The 19673-nt window shown below is 63.7% G+C and carries 18 protein-coding genes; 14 read left to right on the plus strand and 4 right to left on the minus strand.

Features of this window, described 5'->3' with window-relative positions; genetic code table 11:
* Window positions 1–2 precede the first annotated feature (2 nt).
* On the plus strand, window positions 3–644 hold the full coding sequence (locus KI242_RS27775) for an oxidoreductase (RefSeq protein ID WP_011063682.1): 642 nt from the start codon (window positions 3–5) through the stop codon (window positions 642–644).
* Between the two features lie 60 nt (window positions 645–704).
* Here the strand turns inward: KI242_RS27775 and KI242_RS27780 are convergent, their stop codons facing one another.
* From KI242_RS27780 to KI242_RS27795, 4 genes are all read right to left on the minus strand, one after another.
* On the minus strand, window positions 705–992 hold the full coding sequence (locus KI242_RS27780) for a YceK/YidQ family lipoprotein (RefSeq protein ID WP_015637176.1): 288 nt from the start codon (window positions 990–992) through the stop codon (window positions 705–707).
* The gene (ubiX, locus tag KI242_RS27785) at window positions 985–1617 is read right to left on the minus strand and encodes a flavin prenyltransferase UbiX (protein WP_011063684.1); all 633 of its coding nucleotides are present in this window, start codon (window positions 1615–1617) and stop codon (window positions 985–987) included. Before ubiX ends, KI242_RS27780 begins: the two co-directional genes overlap by 8 nt.
* Entirely contained in the window at window positions 1614–2963 is a 1350-nt protein-coding gene (mpl, locus tag KI242_RS27790; RefSeq protein WP_072452897.1) for a UDP-N-acetylmuramate:L-alanyl-gamma-D-glutamyl-meso-diaminopimelate ligase, read from the minus strand. The genes ubiX and mpl overlap by 4 nt, the downstream gene beginning before the upstream one ends.
* A 131-nt stretch (window positions 2964–3094) precedes the next feature.
* On the minus strand, window positions 3095–5017 hold the full coding sequence (locus KI242_RS27795; protein ID WP_011063686.1) for a sigma-54-dependent Fis family transcriptional regulator: 1923 nt from the start codon (window positions 5015–5017) through the stop codon (window positions 3095–3097).
* A gap of 375 nt (window positions 5018–5392) precedes the next feature.
* Here KI242_RS27795 and KI242_RS27800 point away from each other — a divergent pair, with 375 nt between their 5' ends.
* From KI242_RS27800 to KI242_RS27860, 13 genes are all read left to right on the plus strand, one after another.
* Entirely contained in the window at window positions 5393–6913 is a 1521-nt protein-coding gene (locus KI242_RS27800) for an aldehyde dehydrogenase family protein (protein WP_011063687.1), read from the plus strand.
* 177 nt (window positions 6914–7090) lie between these two features.
* A complete protein-coding gene (gene eutH, locus KI242_RS27805) occupies window positions 7091–8371 on the plus strand; it encodes an ethanolamine utilization protein EutH (protein ID WP_011063688.1) in 1281 nt (426 codons plus the stop codon).
* A gap of 25 nt (window positions 8372–8396) precedes the next feature.
* A complete protein-coding gene (locus KI242_RS27810) occupies window positions 8397–9833 on the plus strand; it encodes an ethanolamine ammonia-lyase reactivating factor EutA (RefSeq protein WP_212805718.1) in 1437 nt (478 codons plus the stop codon).
* A 29-nt stretch (window positions 9834–9862) separates the two neighbouring features.
* Window positions 9863–12058 carry an ethanolamine ammonia-lyase gene (locus KI242_RS27815; protein ID WP_015637180.1) on the plus strand — a complete coding sequence of 732 codons (2196 nt, stop codon included), beginning with the start codon at window positions 9863–9865 and terminating at the stop codon, window positions 12056–12058.
* Window positions 12059–12109: 51 nt separating this feature from the next.
* The gene (locus KI242_RS27820) at window positions 12110–13504 is read left to right on the plus strand and encodes an ethanolamine ammonia-lyase subunit EutB (RefSeq protein WP_011063691.1); all 1395 of its coding nucleotides are present in this window, start codon (window positions 12110–12112) and stop codon (window positions 13502–13504) included.
* Between the two features lie 11 nt (window positions 13505–13515).
* Entirely contained in the window at window positions 13516–14340 is an 825-nt protein-coding gene (eutC, locus tag KI242_RS27825; protein ID WP_041120010.1) for an ethanolamine ammonia-lyase subunit EutC, read from the plus strand.
* A gap of 106 nt (window positions 14341–14446) precedes the next feature.
* Window positions 14447–14905 carry a GNAT family N-acetyltransferase gene (locus KI242_RS27830; protein ID WP_011063693.1) on the plus strand — a complete coding sequence of 153 codons (459 nt, stop codon included), beginning with the start codon at window positions 14447–14449 and terminating at the stop codon, window positions 14903–14905.
* A gap of 242 nt (window positions 14906–15147) precedes the next feature.
* Window positions 15148–15804 (plus strand): DedA family protein, encoded by a 657-nt coding sequence (locus KI242_RS27835; protein ID WP_011063694.1) that lies wholly within the window; start codon window positions 15148–15150, stop codon window positions 15802–15804.
* A 5-nt stretch (window positions 15805–15809) separates the two neighbouring features.
* Complete coding sequence (locus KI242_RS27840; RefSeq protein ID WP_015637182.1) at window positions 15810–16622, plus strand: M90 family metallopeptidase; 813 nt, start codon at window positions 15810–15812, stop codon at window positions 16620–16622.
* Window positions 16623–16839: 217 nt separating this feature from the next.
* Window positions 16840–17367, plus strand: a complete 528-nt coding sequence (ppa, locus tag KI242_RS27845; protein WP_011063696.1) for an inorganic diphosphatase — start codon at window positions 16840–16842, stop codon at window positions 17365–17367.
* A 15-nt stretch (window positions 17368–17382) separates the two neighbouring features.
* Window positions 17383–17772 (plus strand): hypothetical protein, encoded by a 390-nt coding sequence (locus tag KI242_RS27850; RefSeq protein ID WP_139187227.1) that lies wholly within the window; start codon window positions 17383–17385, stop codon window positions 17770–17772.
* Between the two features lie 187 nt (window positions 17773–17959).
* Window positions 17960–18301, plus strand: coding sequence for a hypothetical protein (locus tag KI242_RS27855; protein WP_237615471.1), 342 nt, complete (start codon window positions 17960–17962; stop codon window positions 18299–18301).
* Between the two features lie 138 nt (window positions 18302–18439).
* The gene (locus tag KI242_RS27860; protein WP_077934845.1) at window positions 18440–19615 is read left to right on the plus strand and encodes a GGDEF domain-containing protein; all 1176 of its coding nucleotides are present in this window, start codon (window positions 18440–18442) and stop codon (window positions 19613–19615) included.
* Window positions 19616–19673 lie beyond the last annotated feature (58 nt).

Raw genomic sequence — 19673 nt, forward strand, 5'->3', positions numbered from 1 at the left:
CCATGTACTTGACGCCTCAGCATATCCTGCTCGCCGGCGCCTCCGGCCTGACCGGGGAGCAACTGCTCGATCGTCTGCTCAACGAGCCCACCATCACCCGCGTCCTCGCGCCCAGCAGACGCCCACTGAGCGAACACCCACGCCTGGAAAACCCGGTCGGCGACCCCGCCGTATTCCTGCCGCAACTCAGCGGCAAAGTGGAAATCGCCTTCTGCTGCCTGGGTACCACCCTCAAGCAGGCCGGTTCCGAAGCCGCTTTTCGCGCGGTGGACCTGGACATGGTGGTGGCCTTCGGCAAACGCGCGCGGGAGCTGGGCGCACGGCACCTGATCGTGATCAGCGCCCTGGGCGCCGACCCCAAGTCGTCGATCTTCTACAACCGGGTCAAAGGTGAAATGGAAGAAGCGCTGAAACTGCAGGGCTGGCCACAACTGACCATCTGCCGGCCATCACTGCTGCTGGGGGATCGCATCGAGCCGCGCCTGGGCGAACAGCTGGCCGGACCACTATCGCGGCTGATACCGGGCAAGTACCGCGGGATCGAAGCCTGCCAACTGGCCCGGGCCATGTGGCGCCTGGCCCTGGAAGAGCAGACCGGCACGCGGATCGTCGAGTCCGACGAACTACGCAAGCTGGGCAAATGAATCGCTCGCCCGCGAGCCGCTCCTGCACGTACCTGTAGGAGCCGGCTTGCCGGCGAAGCACTACAACCCGCCCGTTGCCTGAAACCCCACCCCCAATACCGTCAGCACCGACAGCGGCAGCAACAGGGTATCGAGCAGGGCACTGGCTGGCAGATCCACGCCAGGATAGCTCGGTGCCTCGGCGCCAAAGCGGTCCATGGCGCAGCACCCACCCTGCATCGCATACAAGTCCAGGCGCGTCCCCGAATACACCACCGGCGCCCCGGGCTGGGCGGCATTCAAGGTCCGGGCCGTGGCACAGCCGCCCAGTTGCAGGGCGGCCAACAGCACCAGCAGGGGCTTACTCATCGCTGCTCAGATGATGCTCGCCCCAGCGCGGCAACATGTCCTGCGGGATGTTCAACAGATTGAGAATCCGCGCGACGACAAAATCCACCAGGTCATCGATGGTCTGCGGCTGGTGATAGAAGCCCGGCGAGGCCGGCAGAATGGTCACGCCCATGTTCGACAACTTGAGCATGTGCTCCAGGTGAATGCTGGAGTACGGCGCCTCGCGAGGCACCAGAATCAACTGCCGGCGCTCCTTGAGGGTCACGTCCGCGGCGCGCTCGATCAGGTTGTTGCAGGCACCGGTGGCAATCGCCGACAAGGTGCCGGTGGAGCACGGCACCACTACCATCGCCGCCGGCGAGCCGGAGCCCGAGGCCACCGGCGACATCCAGTCCTCCTTGCCATAAACGCGGATCTGCCCCGCCGACGCACCGGTGTATTCGGTGAGGAAGGCCTGCATGGTCTGCGGCTTGGGCGGCAGGGTCACATCGGTTTCCGTGGCCATGACCAATTGCGCAGCCTTGGAGATCAGAAAATGCACCTCCCGGTCCTCACGCACCAGGCAGTCCAGCAGGCGCAAGCCGTACTGGGCGCCCGAGGCACCGGTCATGGCCAGGGTGATGCGTTCCGGGCCGTTGTTCATCGCAGCGCCTCGGCCAGTTTGCCGTGCAGGCCGCCAAAGCCGCCGTTGCTCATGATCACCACCTGGGTGCCCGGCTTGGCCTGGCTCTTCACCCGCTCGATGATGCCTTCCAGAGAGTCGCTGACAATCGACGGCACCGTGCACAAGGCCGCCGTGGCGGCCAGGTCCCAGCCCAGGTTGGCCGGGGCATACCAGATCACCTGATCGGCCTGGTTGACGCTTTCCGGCAGGCCATCGCGGTGCGCGCCAAGCTTCATGGAGTTGGAGCGCGGCTCAATGATGGCGATCACCGGGGCATCGCCAACCCGCTTGCGCAAGCCATCCAGCGTAGTGGCGATGGCCGTCGGGTGATGGGCGAAGTCATCGTAGATGGTCACGCCATGCACTTCGGCGACTTTCTCCATGCGCCGCTTCACGCTCTTGAACGCGCTCAGGCCGGCAATGCCCATCGATGGCACCACGCCCACATGGCGTGCCGCAGCCAGGGTGGCCAGGGCATTGGCGACGTTGTGCTGGCCGGTCAGCTCCCACTCCACCACGCCCTGGCTCACGCCTTCGAACATCACCTCGAAGGCCGAACCGTCGGCGCTCAGCAACTTGACCTGCCACTGGCCACCGGCGCCGGTAGTCTGCACCGGGGTCCAGCAGCCCATCTCGATCACCCGCTGCAAGGCAGGCTCGGTGGTGGGATGGATCACCAGGCCTTCGCTGGGAATGGTCCGTACCAGATGGTGGAATTGCCGCTCGATAGCCTGAAGATCAGGGAAGATGTCCGCATGATCGAATTCCAGGTTATTGAGGATCGCGGTCCGTGGGCGGTAGTGGACGAACTTCGAGCGCTTGTCGAAGAAGGCGCTGTCGTACTCATCAGCCTCGATCACGAAGAACGGCGTACCGCCCAAGCGTGCGGAGACGGCGAAATTCTGTGGCACGCCGCCGATCAGGAAGCCCGGGCTCATGCCCGCATGCTCCAGGACCCAGGCCAGCATGCTGCTGGTGGTGGTCTTGCCGTGGGTCCCGGCCACCGCCAGTACCCAACGCCCCTGCAGCACATGGTCGGCCAGCCATTGCGGGCCGGACACATAGGGCAGGCCCTTGTTCAGCACATACTCCACCGCCGGGTTGCCGCGGGACATGGCATTGCCGATCACCACCAGGTCCGGCGCCGGGTCCAGCTGGGCAGGATCGTAGCCCTGGGTCAGCTCGATGCCCTGGGCCTGCAACTGGGTGCTCATCGGTGGATACACGTTAGCGTCGGAACCGGTGACGTGATGGCCCAGCTCTTTGGCCAGAACCGCCATCGACCCCATGAAAGTGCCGCAGATACCGAGAATATGGATGTGCATAGTCGACCTCGAAAAACATCGGCGCAGGTTAGCGTAGAGGGCTGCAAATCGCACCCATTAGCTGACCGGGAGGTTGCTGCTGGCCTGCGCCGGCGCAAGCCCGACGGGCCAGCAGCGGCCGGCAGCTCGGACTAGCGCGCGATGCCGTGCTTGCGCAGCTTTCTATAGAGGGTGTTGCGGCTCACGCCCAACTGCTCGGCGGTATGGGTCATGTGCCAGCGCTGCTGCTCCAGGGCCGCCAGCAACGCCACCCGCTCGGCATCCTCCAGTGGCCGCTCCGGCACCTCTGCTTCCGCTTCGCCCAGCGGCGCCGGGCGGCTGTGGCGGATCAGCGGCGGCAGATCATCCAGGCCAATGCGGCCGTTTTCACACAAGGCCGCCAGGGTACGCAGCACGTTGCGCAATTGTCGCACGTTACCCGGCCAGGAATAACTCAGCAGGCTCTGGCGCACCGCGTCCTCCAGCATCACCGGCTGGCCGCCCGCCTCTTCGGCCAGGAGGAAATCCAGCAACTGGGATTTGTCGCTGCGATCGCGCAAGGCCGGCAAGGCGATCTCCAGGCCATTGAGCCGGTAATACAGGTCCTCACGGAAGCTACCGTCGCGCACCCGCTCCAGCAGGTCACGGTGGGTCGCGCTGATGATGCGCACGTTGACCGGTTGCGGCTCGCCGCCAATCGGCACCACCAGCCGATCCTCCAGTACCCGCAGCAAACGGGTCTGCAGGGCCAGGGGCATATCGCCGATTTCATCGAGGAACAGGGTACCGCCATCGGCCTGCTGCAACTTGCCGCGCATGCCCTCCTTGCGCGCCCCGGTAAAGCTGCCGCCGCGATAACCGAACAGCTCGCTCTCGATCAGGCTTTCCGGGATAGCCGCGCAGTTGAGCGCGACAAAGGCCTTGCCCGCCCGCGCGCTGCCCTGGTGCACCGCCTTGGCGAAGGCCTCCTTGCCGGAGCCGGTCTCGCCATTGATCAGCAACGGTACATCGCGCTCGAACACTCGCGAGGCGCGGCGAAAATCGTTCTGCAGGCCGTCATCCCCCAGGCAGATCCCCGAGGGCCGCGCCGGCGCAATGGCCTGCGGTGCCCGCAGCACCGCTGGTTGTGCGGCCGGCTGTGGCTGGCCGCGCAACAAGGCGAACAGGCGTCGCCCGTCCCGGGTGCGCAATGGCCAACTGGCGCTGGCATTGATACTGGCGCGGCCGAGCAGTTCATCCAGGGAGCAGTCGAAAAAGCTTTCCACCGGCTTGCCCAGCAACCCGCCGCGAATATGCCCCAGCAGGTTCAGGGCGCTCTGGTTCACCGCACAGATCCGGCCATCGCCATCGAACGCCAGCAGGCCCTCGCTGAACAGCCCCACCGACTCCGCCTGCAGATGAAAGCGCAGCAGCCACTGGTTCTCGAAATAACGCAGGAAATAGCAGCTCTCGATCATCTTCGCCGACAGATTGACCAGGGCCATGGTGTGGAACTGGCTCTGCCGGGACACGTCCTGGCGCGCCGACGACACATCCAGCACCGCCAGCAACTCGCCATGGGGGTCGAACACCGGGCTCGCAGAGCAGGTCAGGCCGGTGTGCCGGCCACGGAAATGCTCACCCTGGTGAATGGTCAGCGGCTGACGCTCCACCAGGCAGGTGCCGATGCCGTTGGTGCCCTCCCGGGCCTCGCTCCAATCGGCGCCCAGCCACAGTCCGGCATGCTCGAAGATCTTGCGTTCGCTGGGGGCGGTAATGCAGTTGAGGATCACGCCCCGGGCATCGGTCAGCAGCACCGCATGCCCGGCGCCGGACAGTTGTTGGTGCAGGTTGGCCATCTCGGTGCCGGCAATCTGCAAGACATCTTGCAGGCGCTCGCGGCTCTCCAACAGGCGGCCATGTTCAAGCACCGTAGGGGCCATGACCTGGGCCGGGTCGAGATGATAGTCCTCGAGGCAGCGCAGCCAGGAGCGGGCAATGGAAGGATCGCTGCCCGGGCCCTGCAAATGAGCCTTGCCCTGGGCCACGGTGAGCACCTGCTGGGCATGCCGGCTCAAGTAATTGCTAGTGTGCATTTCTTATTATTCTCCTGCTGCGCTGTCACGCTCAGACGAAATACTGTCGCCACTGCCGGGCTGCAATCGACTACGAAGGAGGAATGCTCATCAGACTTGTCCGACAAGATTCGACACGCGAACCAGCATCCTCCAGGCGCTGCTGCATTGCAATGCCGGCTTGACTCCCGAGTCACAGGTTGTGCCACTTAGGTTACAAACTGTCACTCAAGCCTGTACCGGATCCGTCACAGCGCCCCGTAGCGGTCCCCTCGAAACATCCGCAAACCCTTGATGCATATGGCCTGTAGCACGCTGGCCCGACCTTTGCTCTACGCTTGATATGCGCTACGGCGCGTCCTCCCCCATAAGCATAAAAGCCAGGAGATACCCACCATGCGTTACGCACACCCCGGTACTGAAGGCGCTATCGTTTCGTTCAAGAGCAAATACGGTAACTACATCGGCGGCGAGTTCGTCGCGCCTGTCAAAGGCCAGTACTTCACCAACACCTCGCCGGTCAACGGCCAGCCGATTGCCGAATTCCCCCGCTCCACTGCCGAAGACATCGACAAGGCCCTGGACGCCGCCCATGCCGCCGCTGACGCCTGGGGCGCGACCTCGGTGCAGGCGCGCTCGCTGATCCTGCTGAAGATTGCTGACCGCATCGAACAGAACCTCGAACTGCTGGCCATCACCGAAACCTGGGACAACGGCAAGGCCGTGCGTGAAACCCTGAACGCCGACATTCCCCTGGCCGCCGACCACTTCCGCTACTTCGCCGGTTGCCTGCGGGCCCAGGAAGGCAGCGCTGCGGAAATCGACGGCAACACCGTGGCCTATCACATCCATGAACCCCTGGGCGTGGTCGGGCAGATCATCCCGTGGAACTTCCCGATCCTGATGGCCGCCTGGAAACTCGCCCCGGCCCTGGCAGCGGGCAACTGCGTGGTACTCAAGCCCGCCGAGCAGACCCCGCTGGGCATCACCGTGCTCATGGAAGTGATCGGCGACCTGCTGCCACCCGGCGTACTCAACGTGGTGCAAGGTTTTGGCCGCGAAGCCGGCGAGGCCCTGGCCACCAGCAAGCGCATCGCCAAGATCGCCTTCACCGGCTCGACTCCGGTGGGCTCGCACATCATGAAGTGCGCCGCCGAGAACATCATTCCGTCCACCGTGGAACTGGGCGGCAAGTCGCCGAACATCTTCTTCGAAGACATCATGCAGGCCGAGCCCAAGTTCATCGAAAAGGCCGCCGAAGGCCTGGTGCTGGCATTCTTCAACCAGGGTGAAGTCTGCACCTGCCCATCCCGCGCCCTGGTGCAGGAATCGATCTACGACGAATTCATGCAAGTGGTGATGAAGAAGATCGAGCAGATCAAGCGTGGCGACCCACTGGACACCGACACCATGGTCGGCGCCCAGGCTTCCGAGCAGCAGTTCGACAAGATCCTCTCCTACCTCGACATCGCCAAGAACGAAGGTGCGCAGCTGCTCACCGGCGGCAAGGTGGAAAAACTCGAGGGCGACCTGTCCAGCGGCTACTACATCCAGCCGACCCTGCTCAAGGGCACCAACAAGATGCGCGTGTTCCAGGAGGAAATCTTCGGCCCGGTGGTCAGCGTCACCACCTTCAAGGACGAAGCCGAAGCCCTGGCGATCGCCAACGACACCGAGTTCGGCCTGGGTGCCGGGGTCTGGACCCGCGACATCAACCGCGCCTACCGCATGGGCCGCGGGATCAAGGCCGGCCGCGTCTGGACCAACTGCTACCACCTGTACCCGGCCCACGCCGCGTTCGGTGGCTACAAGAAATCTGGTGTCGGCCGTGAAACCCACAAGATGATGCTCGACCACTACCAGCAGACCAAGAACCTGCTGGTGAGCTACGACATCAACCCGCTGGGCTTCTTCTGATCGATCCTCCCGGCGGCCCAGGCCGCCGGGAGGCCTTTTCGCGGCCCTGCCGCACAGGTTCACCTGCTCTGATCCGGTGCCGACGGCTTGCCGGACGGGACACTGCTGTCGGAAGTTCTGCGCCAAACCAGTCGTGCACAGACCCTGCTTGAAAAACAATAACAAGGGACAAACGCAATGGATCAGATCGGCAACTACGTGCTCTACCTCATCATGCTCTGCGCCGTACTTGGCGCCTTCGCCGCCATTTATGACAGCGAGCGAGGCCTGGGCAAGGAATTCATGGAAGGCATTCACGCCACCGGCTACATCTTCGTGCCGGCCGCGGGCATCATGGCCTCCATCCCCTATCTCACCGTGGTCATCGAAACCGTATTCGGACCGTTCTTCAATTCCCTGGGAGCCGATCCGGCCCTGGCGGCGACCATGATCATCGCCTCGGACATGGGCGGCTATCAGCTGGCCTCGGCCCTGGCCGCCAGCAAGGAAGCGCTGGTAATGGCGCTGATCACCGGCTTCATGGGTGGCGCCACCATCGTCTTCTCGATCCCCATGGGCCTGGCGATGCTCGACAAGCGCGACCACAAGTACATGGCCCTGGGGATCATGTCCGGGATCCTCACCATTCCCGTGGGCGTAATGATCGCCAGCCTGATCCTGGCCTTCAGCAACCCGCAGGTACGCGAACTGGTCAGCACCAGCGGCGAAGCCAGCTACCAACTGGCCCTGGGCCTGGGCAGCATCTTCGCCAACCTGCTGCCGATCCTGATCTTCGTCGTGGCCCTGGCCCTGGGCCTGCGCTTTTTGCCGGACATGATGATCAAGGGTTTCATCATCTTCGGCCGGGCCATGGACGCGGCGATCAAGCTGGTACTGGTGTTCTCCATCGTCGAGTACTTCACCGGGGCCTTCTCCGCGGTGTTTGGCGGCTGGGGCTTCCACCCGATCATCGCCGACGCCGAGGACCAGACCCGCGCCCTGGAAACCGCCGGCTACATCGGCATCATGCTGGCCGGCGCCTTCCCCATGGTCTACCTGCTGCGCAAGTACCTGGGCAAGCCCCTGGAAAACCTCGGCGGCAAGATCGGCCTCAGCGCGGTAGGCAGTGCCGGCATGCTGGCCACCATCGCCAACATCCTGGCCATGTTCCGCCTGGTGCGCTTCATGCCGCCCAAGGACAAGGTGGTGAACATCGCCTTCGGTGTCTGCGCCGCCTTCCTGCTGGGGGACCACCTGTCCTTCACCGCCAACTTCCAGCCGACCATCATCCTCCCGGTATTGATCGGCAAGATCAGCGCCGGCTTCGTCGCGGTGGGACTGGCCTATTGGCTGTCGGTGCCCAAGGCCCTGCAACTGGAAGCCCAGGACCGGGCTGCCGGAATCATCGGCGAAGGCGAGTACCTGGGCGGCACGGCCCTGGAAACCCCGGAACCGGCAGGCCAGAAGGCCACGGCCTGACTCCGGCGCGGCGAGGAACGCCTGCATGCAAGCCTTCACCGGCGGCGCCCAGGTCTTGCTGCTGGGGCTGGACTTCGGGTCCACCACCAGCAGCGTGCTGATTGCCCAGGCCAGCCTCAGCAGCCACTGCATCACCGGGCGCATGGCCCTCAACGAACCCCGGGTGCTGTTTCGCGGCGACCCGGTGTTCACGCCCTTCAAGGATGAGGTCATCGATGAAGCCGCGATCCGCGGCCTGATCGAAACCTGGCTTGAACAGGCGGACGTGCGCCCGCAGCAGTTGTTTTCCGGCGGGGTGATCATCACCGGGCTGGCGGCCCGGCGGCACAACGCCCAGGCCCTGGCGCAACTGGTGGGGCAACTGATCGGTAACGCACTGATCACCCGTGCCGACGATGGCGGCCTGGAGTCCTGGCTGGCGTTCATGGGCAGTTGCTCGGCCCTGAGCCGCTTTCACGCGCAGCAGCCCATGCTCAACCTGGATATCGGCGGTGGCACCACCAATGCCGCCTGGGGCCTGGAGGGCAGTGTGCTGGCCAGCGGTTGCCATTTCATCGGTGCCCGGCACCTGCAATTCGAGCCGGGCAGCTATCGGCTCAGCGGAATGTCGGAGTTCGGCCGGGCCCTGCTCGATCACCTGGCGATTGGCAAAACATCCGGACAACTCCTCGACAGCTCACAACTGCAGGCCGTGCTGGATTGGTACATCGACGCCCTGCTGGCGCTCGTGTCGGGGGACCGAGCGTTCTTCGCCAGCCCGCTGGGCCGGTTGACGGAGCAACTGCCGCTGAACCTGCCGGCTCACGAACCTGATGTGGCGCTGACCTTTTCCGGTGGCGTCGGCGAGTTGCTGTATCGGCACTTGCAGGGTGAAACCCTGCCCGGCACCACCCACTACGGCGACCTGGGCATCGACCTGGCCCTGGCCATTGCCCGCCAGCCGCGGCTGGTGCGTGACGCCCGCCGCCTGGTCCCGGAAAACCGTGGCCGGGCCACGGTCTACGGGCTGACCCTGCACAACACCGAAATCTCCGGCAGCACCTTGTTCCTGCCCCGGCCCGAAGCACTGCCGCTCAAGGACCTGCCCATCGTTGCCCGTCTATCGGTACGCGCCTCCCGGCAGCAACTGGAGGCGGCCCTGGAACTGGCCCTGAGCAGCCGCGACGGTGCCTGCCTGCAATTGCTCGATGGCGGCCAGGCGCCGGGCCTGGAAGAAATACGCCACCTCGGCGCCCTGCTGTGCCGGGCCCTGGGCACTGCCCGCCCGGCGCCCCAATGGCCGCTGGTGCTGCTGTTGGAGAGCAACGTCGGCAAGGTCCTGGGCAACTACGCCACGGATTGGGGGCGCAGTTCTTGCAACCTGATCGTCATCGACGAAGTACGTGAACGCTCGGCGCACTTCATCAATCTGGGAACACCCCATCAGCACATAGTGCCCGTCGCCTTTTACGGTGTGCACTGATGCCGATGCCGGCCAAGGAGAGTCTTGCCATGTCACTCACCGAACTGCAGCACATCCGCCTTCCCGTCGTCCCGGCCGAACGTGGCTACAGCACCCGGGTGCTGGATCGCCAGATCGCCTTCGACAGCCTCAAGGCGGTGCTCGGCGCCGCCGACATCAGCAAGGCAGGGGACCGTGTGGCGGGGCTGGCCGCCGTGGATGAAATCACTCGCGAAGCAGCGCGCAAGGTGCTCTCGGAACTGACCCTGGATCACTATTTCCAGCACCCGCTGACCGACCGCCACGGCCATATCGACAGTGTCATGCAGGTCAACTACGACATCGACCACGAAGTGTTCGGGGAAATCGCCCCTCTTACCCTGGGCGCCCTGAAAGATCGCCTGCTGCGCAGCCACGGCACCGAAATACGCCGCATCGGCCGCGCCCTGACCGGGGTAATGGTGGCCGCCCTGGCCAAGCTGCTGGATGTGCATGAACTGATCCTGCTGTCGAAAAAGCTCAAGAGTGGCGCGGCCGCCAAGGCCCGAACCCTGGTGGGCCTGCCCGGCACCCTGTCGTCGCGGCTGCAGCCCAACCATCCCACCGACAACCTCAGCGGCATCACCCTGCTGGTCTACACCGGCCTGAGCATGGGCTCGGGGGACGCGTTGATCGGCCTCAACCCGGCCATCGACACCGTGGACAACATCAGCGCCACGCTCCACCACCTGGACAAGCTGCGCCGGGAAACCGGAGCACCCACCCAAATCTGCGTGCTGTCCCATATCAAGACCCAACTGGCCTGCCTCGACCAGGGCGCTCCAGTGGAGATCATGTTCCAGAGCCTGGCGGGCACCGAACGTACCCTGACCGACGAGTTCGACGTTACCGTGCAACTGCTGGACCAGGCCTGGCAGACCATGGCCGAGCGCGGCCCGCTGCGGGACGTGGCGGAAAACTTCATGTACTTCGAGACTGGCCAGGGCAGCGAGCTGACCTACGGCAAGCACGAAGGCATCGACATGACCACCTGCGAAGCCCTGTGCTACGGGCTTGCCCGGCGCTACCGGCCGTACATGGTGAACAACGTCACCGGCTTCATCGGCCCGGAAACCCACCTCGACAACTTCGAGATGACCTATTCCTGCCTGCAGGACCAGTTCATGGGCAAGTTGCTGGGGCTGCCCATGGGCATGGCCCCCTGCTACACCCTGCACTCGCAAGTGACCCTGGAAGGCCAGCAGATGGCCACCGAATTGCTGACTGCCGCAGGCGCCAACTTCTTCATGGACGTGTACCTGAGCACCGACCGCATGCTCGCCTACTTCGACACCAGCGCCCACGACAACCAGACCCTGCGCGAGGTGCACGACCTGGCACCGGCCCCGGAATACCTGCGCTGGGCCCTGGGCAAGGGGATTTTCCAGGAAGACGCCCACGGCAACGTGGAACGCGGGCCGAACTGGGGCAACCCGCGGATTTTCTGCCAGTCGGACATCGACTTCCAGCGCCTGCTGGAATCCACCCCGGCCACCTACGGCTTCGACAACGCCGGGCCGCGCCCGGCCAACAGCGTGTCGCGTACGGTGCGCGCCAACCTGGCAGTGGCCCGCGAGGCAATCTACGTCGACTTGCGCCCCAGCGAAATCGGCGCCATTGCCCTGCGCGAGCTGCGTACCGCTGCCCCGGACAAGCTGGCTCACCTGCAAGACCCGGAGCTGGGCGCGCGGCTGACCGAGGAAGTGCTGCGGCGCCTTAAACCGGAATACAACGACGTGCAGATCGTGATTTCCGACGGCCTCAGCGCCGAGGCCATCCACCACAACATTCCCGAGCTGCTGCCGGTGCTGATGGATGGCCTGCTGAGTCGCGAGCTGCGCATCGGCCAGCCAATCCTCGCGCCCTATGGCCGGGTCAAGCTGGCGGAGTCGGTGGGCGAGGCCCTGCAACCCCAGCTGATCATCGTGCTGATCGGCGAGCGGCCCGGCGGCGATGCCCTGGCCTCACGGAGCATGTCCGCCTATCTGGGCTACCGCCTGCCGGACGACCAGGCGCGCCGCGCCGCCGCCCAGTTCAGCGGCAATGCCGACATTCGCTATGAATACACAGTGATCTCGAACATCTACAGCGGTGGCCTGCCGCCGCTGGAAGGCGGCAGCCTGGTGGCGGAAAAGGCCTTTGCCATCCTCCATCACCGGGCTGCCGGCAACCGTCTGGAAAACCTGCTGAAGAAGGTGGCATCCTGATGATCCGCCAGCACTCGGCAACGCCCCTACATCGTTGAAACGGAGACTGAGATGGCCCAATTTTCCCACAGCGTAGGTTCTCAGACCTATCGCTTCGACAGCCTCAAGGACGTCATGGCCAAGGCCAGCCCGGCCCGTTCCGGCGACTTTCTGGCCGGGGTTGCCGCCCTCAACGACGGCGAGCGGGTTGCCGCCCAGATGACCCTGGCGGATATCCCCCTCAAGCACTTTCTCGAAGAGGTGCTGATTCCCTATGAGTCCGACGAAGTCACCCGGCTGATCATCGACACCCATGACCGCGAGGCCTTCGCCACGGTCAGCCACCTGACCGTGGGCGGCTTTCGCGACTGGCTGCTCAGTGACGCCGCCGACGAACAGAGCCTGCGGGCCCTGGCGCCGGGCCTGACCCCGGAAATGGCCGCCGCGGTGTCGAAGATCATGCGCGTGCAGGACCTGATCCTGGTGGCGCAGAAGATCCGCGTGGTGACCAAGTTTCGCGGCACCCTGGGGCTGCGTGGACGCCTGTCCACCCGCCTGCAGCCCAACCACCCCACCGACGAGCCGGCGGGCATCGCCGCAAGCATTCTCGACGGCCTGCTGTACGGCAACGGCGACGCGATGATCGGCATCAACCCGGCCACCGACAGCATCGCCTCGATCTGCGCCATGCTGGAAATGCTCGATGCCATCATCCAGCGCTACGAGATCCCCACCCAGGCCTGCGTGCTGACCCACGTCACCACCTCCATCGAGGCGATCAATCGCGGCGTGCCCCTGGACCTGGTCTTTCAATCGATTGCCGGCACCGAAGCGGCCAATGCCAGCTTCGGCATCAACCTCAACGTGCTCCAGGAAGGCTATGAAGCAGGCCTGAGCCTGAACCGCGGCACCCTCGGGCAGAACCTGATGTACTTCGAGACCGGCCAGGGCAGCGCCCTGTCGGCCAACGCCCACTTCGGCATCGACCAGCAGACCTGCGAAACCCGCGCCTATGCCGTGGCCCGGCACTTCAAGCCGTTCCTGGTCAACACCGTTGTCGGCTTCATCGGCCCGGAATACCTCTACAACGGCAAACAGATCATCCGCGCCGGCCTCGAAGACCACTTCTGCGGCAAGCTGCTGGGCGTGCCCATGGGCTGTGACATCTGCTACACCAACCACGCCGAAGCCGACCAGGACGACATGGATAACCTGCTGACCCTGCTGGGGGTGGCAGGAATCAACTTCATCATGGGCATCCCCGGGTCCGACGACATCATGCTCAACTACCAGACCACGTCCTTCCACGACGCGCTCTATGCCCGGCAGACCCTTGGCCTGAAACCCGCTCCCGAATTCGAGCAATGGCTGGCCAGGACCGGCATCTTCACCCAGGCCGACGGCAAGGTGCATTTCGGCAACAACCTGCCGCCGGCTTTCCGCCAGGCGCTGGCCCAGTTGGGATAAGGAACAGGCTCATGCAAAAACACCCGACCGATTCGCAGAACCCCTGGCTGGAACTGCGCCGTCTGACTCCGGCACGCATTGCCCTGGGCCGTACCGGCACCAGCCTGCCCACCGATGCTCAACTGGACTTCCAATACGCCCACGCCCAGGCCCGGGACGCCGTGCACCTGCCCTTCGACCACGCCGGCCTGAGCGCTCAATTGGCCGAGCGCGGACGTGACAGCCTGCTGCTGCACAGCGCCGCCACCGACCGCCACAGCTACCTGCAACGCCCCGACCTGGGACGCCGGCTCAGTGACGACTCGGCCCAGGCCCTGCGCGACTACGCCAGCGCCCATCCCGGCGGGTTCGATCTGGCAGTGGTGGTAGCCGATGGCCTGTCGGCCCTGGCGGTGCATCGCCATACCCTGCCATTTCTGGCACGCATGGAGGAACAGACCGCCGCCGAAGGCTGGTCGCTGTCGCCCGTGGTGCTGGTGGAACAGGGCCGGGTGGCGGTGGCCGACGAGGTCGGGCAACTGCTGGGGGCGAAGATGACGGTGATCCTGATCGGCGAACGCCCGGGGCTCAGTTCCCCCGACAGCCTGGGGCTTTACTTCACCTACCAGCCGAAAATCGGCCTCACCGACGCCTATCGCAACTGCATCTCCAATGTGCGCCTGGAGGGCCTGAGCTACGGCATGGCCGCTCACCGCCTGCTCTACCTGATGCGTGAAGCCTGCCGCCGCCAACTGTCGGGGGTGAACCTCAAAGACGAGGCGCAAGTGCAGACCCTGGACAGCGACGAGCCGGCAGATATGAAGGGCAACTTCCTCCTGGGCCCGCCCCAAGCGTGATTTTGCAAGACGATTGCGCTTTTTCGCCGCTTTGGGCAGCATCGCAACACGGCTGCCCGAGTCATCCAACCTGTGCCGTCACATCCACTTGAAGTTGAGAGCCACCATGCGGATTACTCAAGCAACCCTCGAGCACCTGGATCTGTTGACCCCCTTATTCGTCAAATACCGCGAATTCTATGGCGCACTGCCCTACCCGGATTCGTCCAGGGCCTTCCTGGAAAAACGCCTGCGGCGCAAGGAATCGGTGATCTACCTGGCCCTGGCCGACGACGACAGCAACAAATTGCTGGGCTTCTGCCAGCTGTACCCGAGCTTTTCCTCCCTCTCCCTCAAGCGTGTGTGGATTCTCAACGATATCTACGTTGCCGAAGACGCCCGACGCCAGCTGGTGGCGGACAACCTGATGCGCACCGCGAAGAAGATGGCCAAGGAAACCAACGCCGTGCGCCTACGGGTGTCCACCAGCAGCAACAACGAAGTGGCACGCAAAACCTACGAGTCCATGGGTTTTCGCGAAGATACCGAGTTCAAGAACTACGTCCTGCCCCTCAGCGACGACTGACTCTGCAGACAGCGGCCCCAGGGCCGCTTTGGTATTTCCGCCCCTGACGCGCGCCCTCCCGGCAACCTACCAAGCACCGGCCAAGCCGAAACGCCCCGCTACAATCTGAACACGCATTTCACTTGTCAGCCCTTATAATGCCGACCTTTTCGGATCGTAAGAAAAGCTACACACCCCTGTAGTCCCTTTCTCCGAGTCATCGCACAGGCCTGCCGAGCCAGGCTGTCATCACAGGTGCCCCAATGGATTTCAACCCGATCGACCTAATCCTTCATCTCGACGTTTATCTCGACATGCTGGTGACCAACTACGGGCCCTGGATCTACGCCATCCTGTTCCTGGTGATTTTCTGTGAGACGGGCCTGGTGGTAACCCCCTTCCTGCCCGGCGACTCCTTGCTGTTCATCGCCGGCGCGGTGGCCGCAGGCGGCGGCATGGACCCGGTGCTGCTGGGCGGCCTGCTGATGCTGGCGGCGATCCTTGGCGACAGCACCAACTATGTGATTGGACGAACGGCAGGGGAACGGCTGTTCAGCAACCCCAACTCGAAGATCTTCCGTCGCGACTACCTGCAGAAAACCCACGACTTCTATGAAAAGCACGGCGGCAAGACCGTGACCCTGGCGCGCTTCCTGCCGATCATCCGCACCTTCGCGCCCTTCGTCGCCGGCGTGGCGCGCATGCCTTACCCACGGTTCTTCGCTTTCAGCGTGGCCGGCACCATCCTCTGGGTCGGCGGCCTGGTGACCCTGGGCTACTTCTTCGGCAACGTGCCCTTCATCAAGAAAAACCTCTCGCTGCTGGTGGTGGCCATCATCCTCCTGTCCCTGGTGCCGATGATCATTGGCGTACTGCGCAGCCGTTTTGGCCGCAGTACCGAAAAAGCCGAAACCCGCTAAGCACCATGTGGTCCCTCAGCGCCTGGCGCCGCAAGCGCCGGCTGGCCAGGCACCCGGTCAGCGATGAAACCTGGCAGCGGGTACGCCAGCACCTGCCCTTCCTCGACGGCATCAGCGCCGCCGAGGACCAGTGGCTGCGCGAGGCCAGCGTGCTGTTTCTCGACGACAAGCACCTCACCGCCCTGCCCGGGGTCGAGCTGCATCAGGAACAGCGCCTGCTACTGGCGGCCCAGGCACAGCTGCCGCTGCTGCACCTGGGGGACCTGAACTGGTATCAGGGCTTCCACGAAATCATCCTTTACCCCGACGACTTCCTCAGCCCGCAACGCCATCGCGACGCCAGCGGTATCGAGCACGAATGGGATGGCGAGCACAGTGGCGAAGCCTGGCAGCAGGGGCCGGTCATCCTCGCCTGGCCCGGAGTCCTGGCCAGCGGTGGCTGGGAAGCCTACAACCTGGTGATCCACGAACTGGCCCACAAGCTGGACATGCTCAACGGCGACGCCAACGGCCTGCCGCCGCTGCACAGCGACATGCGGGTCAGCGAGTGGGCGCAAGTGATGCAAAGCGCCTACGACGACCTCAACCACCAACTGGACCGCAATCCGGACGCAGAAACCGCCATCGACCCCTACGCCGCGGAAAACCCGGCGGAATTCTTCGCCGTCACCAGCGAATACTTCTTCAGCGCCCCGGACTTGCTGGTGGCGGCCTATCCGAAAGTCTATGCACAACTACAGCTGTTTTATCGGCAGAATCCACTGGCCCGGTTACAGCAACTTCAAGCAGAAGATCCGGTCTATCAAACGCACCACTAATGTCCTGTCGCGCTATTTAAGCTGTTCATCTGAAGACCGGTTACCTGACAACCAGGCCGCCGGTCGCTCGGTAAACCCGAACACGCCCGCAACACAGTACAACCAAGGTTCTACGACCCTTGGCACGTGGCATCGGTAGCGGAGTGTGTCTATAATCGCCGCCACTTTTTGGTCAATCCGGCCAAGTCATTTGGTCAACTAACGGGGGCAACGCCCAATGAGCTACAGCAAGATTCCGGCGGGCAAAGACCTGCCGAACGACATCTACGTCGCTATCGAAATCCCGGCCAACCACGCGCCGATCAAGTACGAAATCGACAAAGACAGCGACTGCCTGTTCGTTGACCGCTTCATGGCCACCCCGATGTTCTACCCGGCCAACTACGGCTTCATCCCCAACACCCTGGCTGACGACGGCGACCCCCTCGACGTACTGGTCGTGACCCCTTACCCAGTAGCGCCAGGCTCGGTGATCCGTGCCCGTCCAGTGGGCATCCTGAACATGACCGACGACGGCGGCGGCGATGCCAAAGTGATCGCGGTACCACACGACAAGCTGTCCCAGCTGTATGTCGACGTGAAGGAATACACCGACCTGCCAGCCCTGCTGCTGGAACAGATCAAGCACTTCTTCGAGAACTACAAAGACCTCGAAAAAGGCAAGTGGGTGAAGATCGACGGTTGGGGCAATGCCGATGCAGCCCGCGCCGAGATCCTGAAGTCGGTTGCTGCCTACAAAGGCTAAGAAGCAACTGCACGCTTGGAGCAACAGGCTTCAAGAAAGAGCCCCGGTCATCCGGGGCTTTTTTATGCCTGCACGCAGCACCAATTGCCTGCTGGCGCCCGCTTGCCGGTGAACCGCTTCCTCGGCCGACCACGCATCCAGCAACATATTCTTCGCACTTTTTACTGCTTCAAGGCCTCTGGAACGCGCTTCGCACTGGGAATTCCCGGCGAATATGCGTATGCTGCGCCCCACATTTGCGCATCGACCCTTGAAGCGGTCAGAGCGCCTGACGAAGCGGATGACTTTCTCGCCCAGTCCCACAGCCAGCCGCAAGAGCTGGGTGTACGTTTTGAAGGCTGGTGCGGTTTACCAAAAATGAACCAAGCCAGTCCCCGAGAAGCCGGCCACAAGCCGGCTTTTTAATGCCTGGAACCCGGGCACGGGAAGGACCGGCCACTCCTACAGCAGGTGCAGGATGCACGACCTACGCAGCTTTGCAGCTCCCACAAGATCCCCTGCGGTGAATTTTCAGCCCCTGCGGCGAGCCATCAACGGTGCATTGCTAGCGGCGCTGACAGCCCTTGGCCTTTGCGGGTGCGTGGGTGCCTGGATGGATATGCCCGAAAGGCAAGTCACCAAGACCGACGCTCACCAAACGCTGGTGGGCCACTCCATGACCCCGGTCATCACCCGCACGCAGAAGAGCCCCGCCGAACGCCAGTGGTGCGGCACCACCGTTTTGCTCGTGATCCTGCCAATCCCGCTGAAACTGCCGGTTTGCGAGTCCTACAGCGCCACCTCGTACGGCAACGATATAAACGGCGCCGAAGCTGCATTGCTGTATGTGAACCAGAAAGTCAGTTCGGACTTCTACGCCTGTGGCCCATTCATGTTCCTCGGGCCAATCGCGCACGGTTACCAGGGCAACGCGCTTTGCGGGAGGTTCCGCTAGGCCCTTCACTCCTTGCTCCCCACACCAAGGCCCTCACGTTCTCGCTACAATCCCGCCCATTGATGGCAATTCGCCCGCTCTGCAACGGCCGGCTTCGACTCCTGCCCCTTGAGCGCGACGTTAACGAGAATTCCGGACATGGCCCTGCACATCCCCACCCTGCTCGTAGTCTCGGTGTTCATTTTCTTTCTGATGAGCCTGCTGACCTTCCACGCCTGGCTACGGGAAACCCGTGAGCGGCCACTGGCTTATCTGGGCGGCATGATGCTGCTGGCGGCGGTGGGCGTGGTGCTGGTCAGCCTGCGCGACATGGGCATGGACTTCGTGCCGAAAATCCTCGGCAACGTGGTCCTGCTGCTGAGTGCCGGCCTCAACTGGACAGCGATGCGCGTCTTCGCCGGGCGTCGCCCCCATGTCCCGGGCCTGCTGGCTGGGGCCGGCATCTGGCTGATCCTGTGTGTGGTGCCGGCGTTCTACCAGTCAATGCCGGTTCGGGTCTCGGTGTATTCGCTACTGGCGGCGGCCTATGGCGTGCTGACCCTGCTGGAGTTCTGGCGCAGCCGTCAGCAGTTGGAGGTCGCCTATATGCCGGCGGTGGTCCTGACCCTGCTGCACACCACGTACTACATTGTGCGCGCCGTTATTGACCAGGGCGTGGCCATGGATCAGGCGCTCAAAGGCTACGGTGCCGGGGTGCCACTCTTCTCCTTCATGCTGTTCGAATCGATGCTGTATGTGATCGGCATTGCCTACGTGACCCTGTGCATGGTCAAGGAACGAGTCGAACTGCGCTTCAAGGCGGCGGCCTTCTGCGACGCCCTGACCGGTATTGGCAACCGCCGGGCGTTCATGGTCAATGGCGAGCGGATGCTGATCGAATGCCAGCGCCGGGGCTCACCAATGGCCTTGCTGCTGTGCGACCTGGACCATTTCAAGCGCCTGAACGACGCCTACGGTCATCAGACCGGCGACCAGGTGCTGGTCGCATTCAGCCAGGTGCTTGCAGAAACCCTGGGTACAAAAGACGTATTTGCCCGCATTGGCGGTGAAGAGTTCGCCTGCCTCCTGGCCGCGACCGATGAGCAGGCCGCAGTAACGGTAGCCGAGCGGGTTCGCCAGGCTTTTGCCCGCTTGCCTCTGCTGGAACCCGGGCTGCTCGGCGTCAGCATCGGTGTGGTCAGCAGTGAAACCCGGGGCTACGACCTGCCGCGCCTGTTGTCCCTGGCCGACGAAGCCCTGTATGACGCCAAGCACCAGGGGCGCAACCGAGTGCACACGGTATCGCGCAGCGCCCTGGAGTTGCAGTCGGACTGAACGACCAGGCCGCCTGGCTCCTGCGTGGTTTTGCCAATCAGCGGGATAACTGTGATAC

Source organism: Pseudomonas sp. Eqa60, assembly GCF_018326405.1.
GTDB classification, from domain to species: Bacteria; Pseudomonadota; Gammaproteobacteria; order Pseudomonadales; family Pseudomonadaceae; genus Aquipseudomonas; species Aquipseudomonas protegens.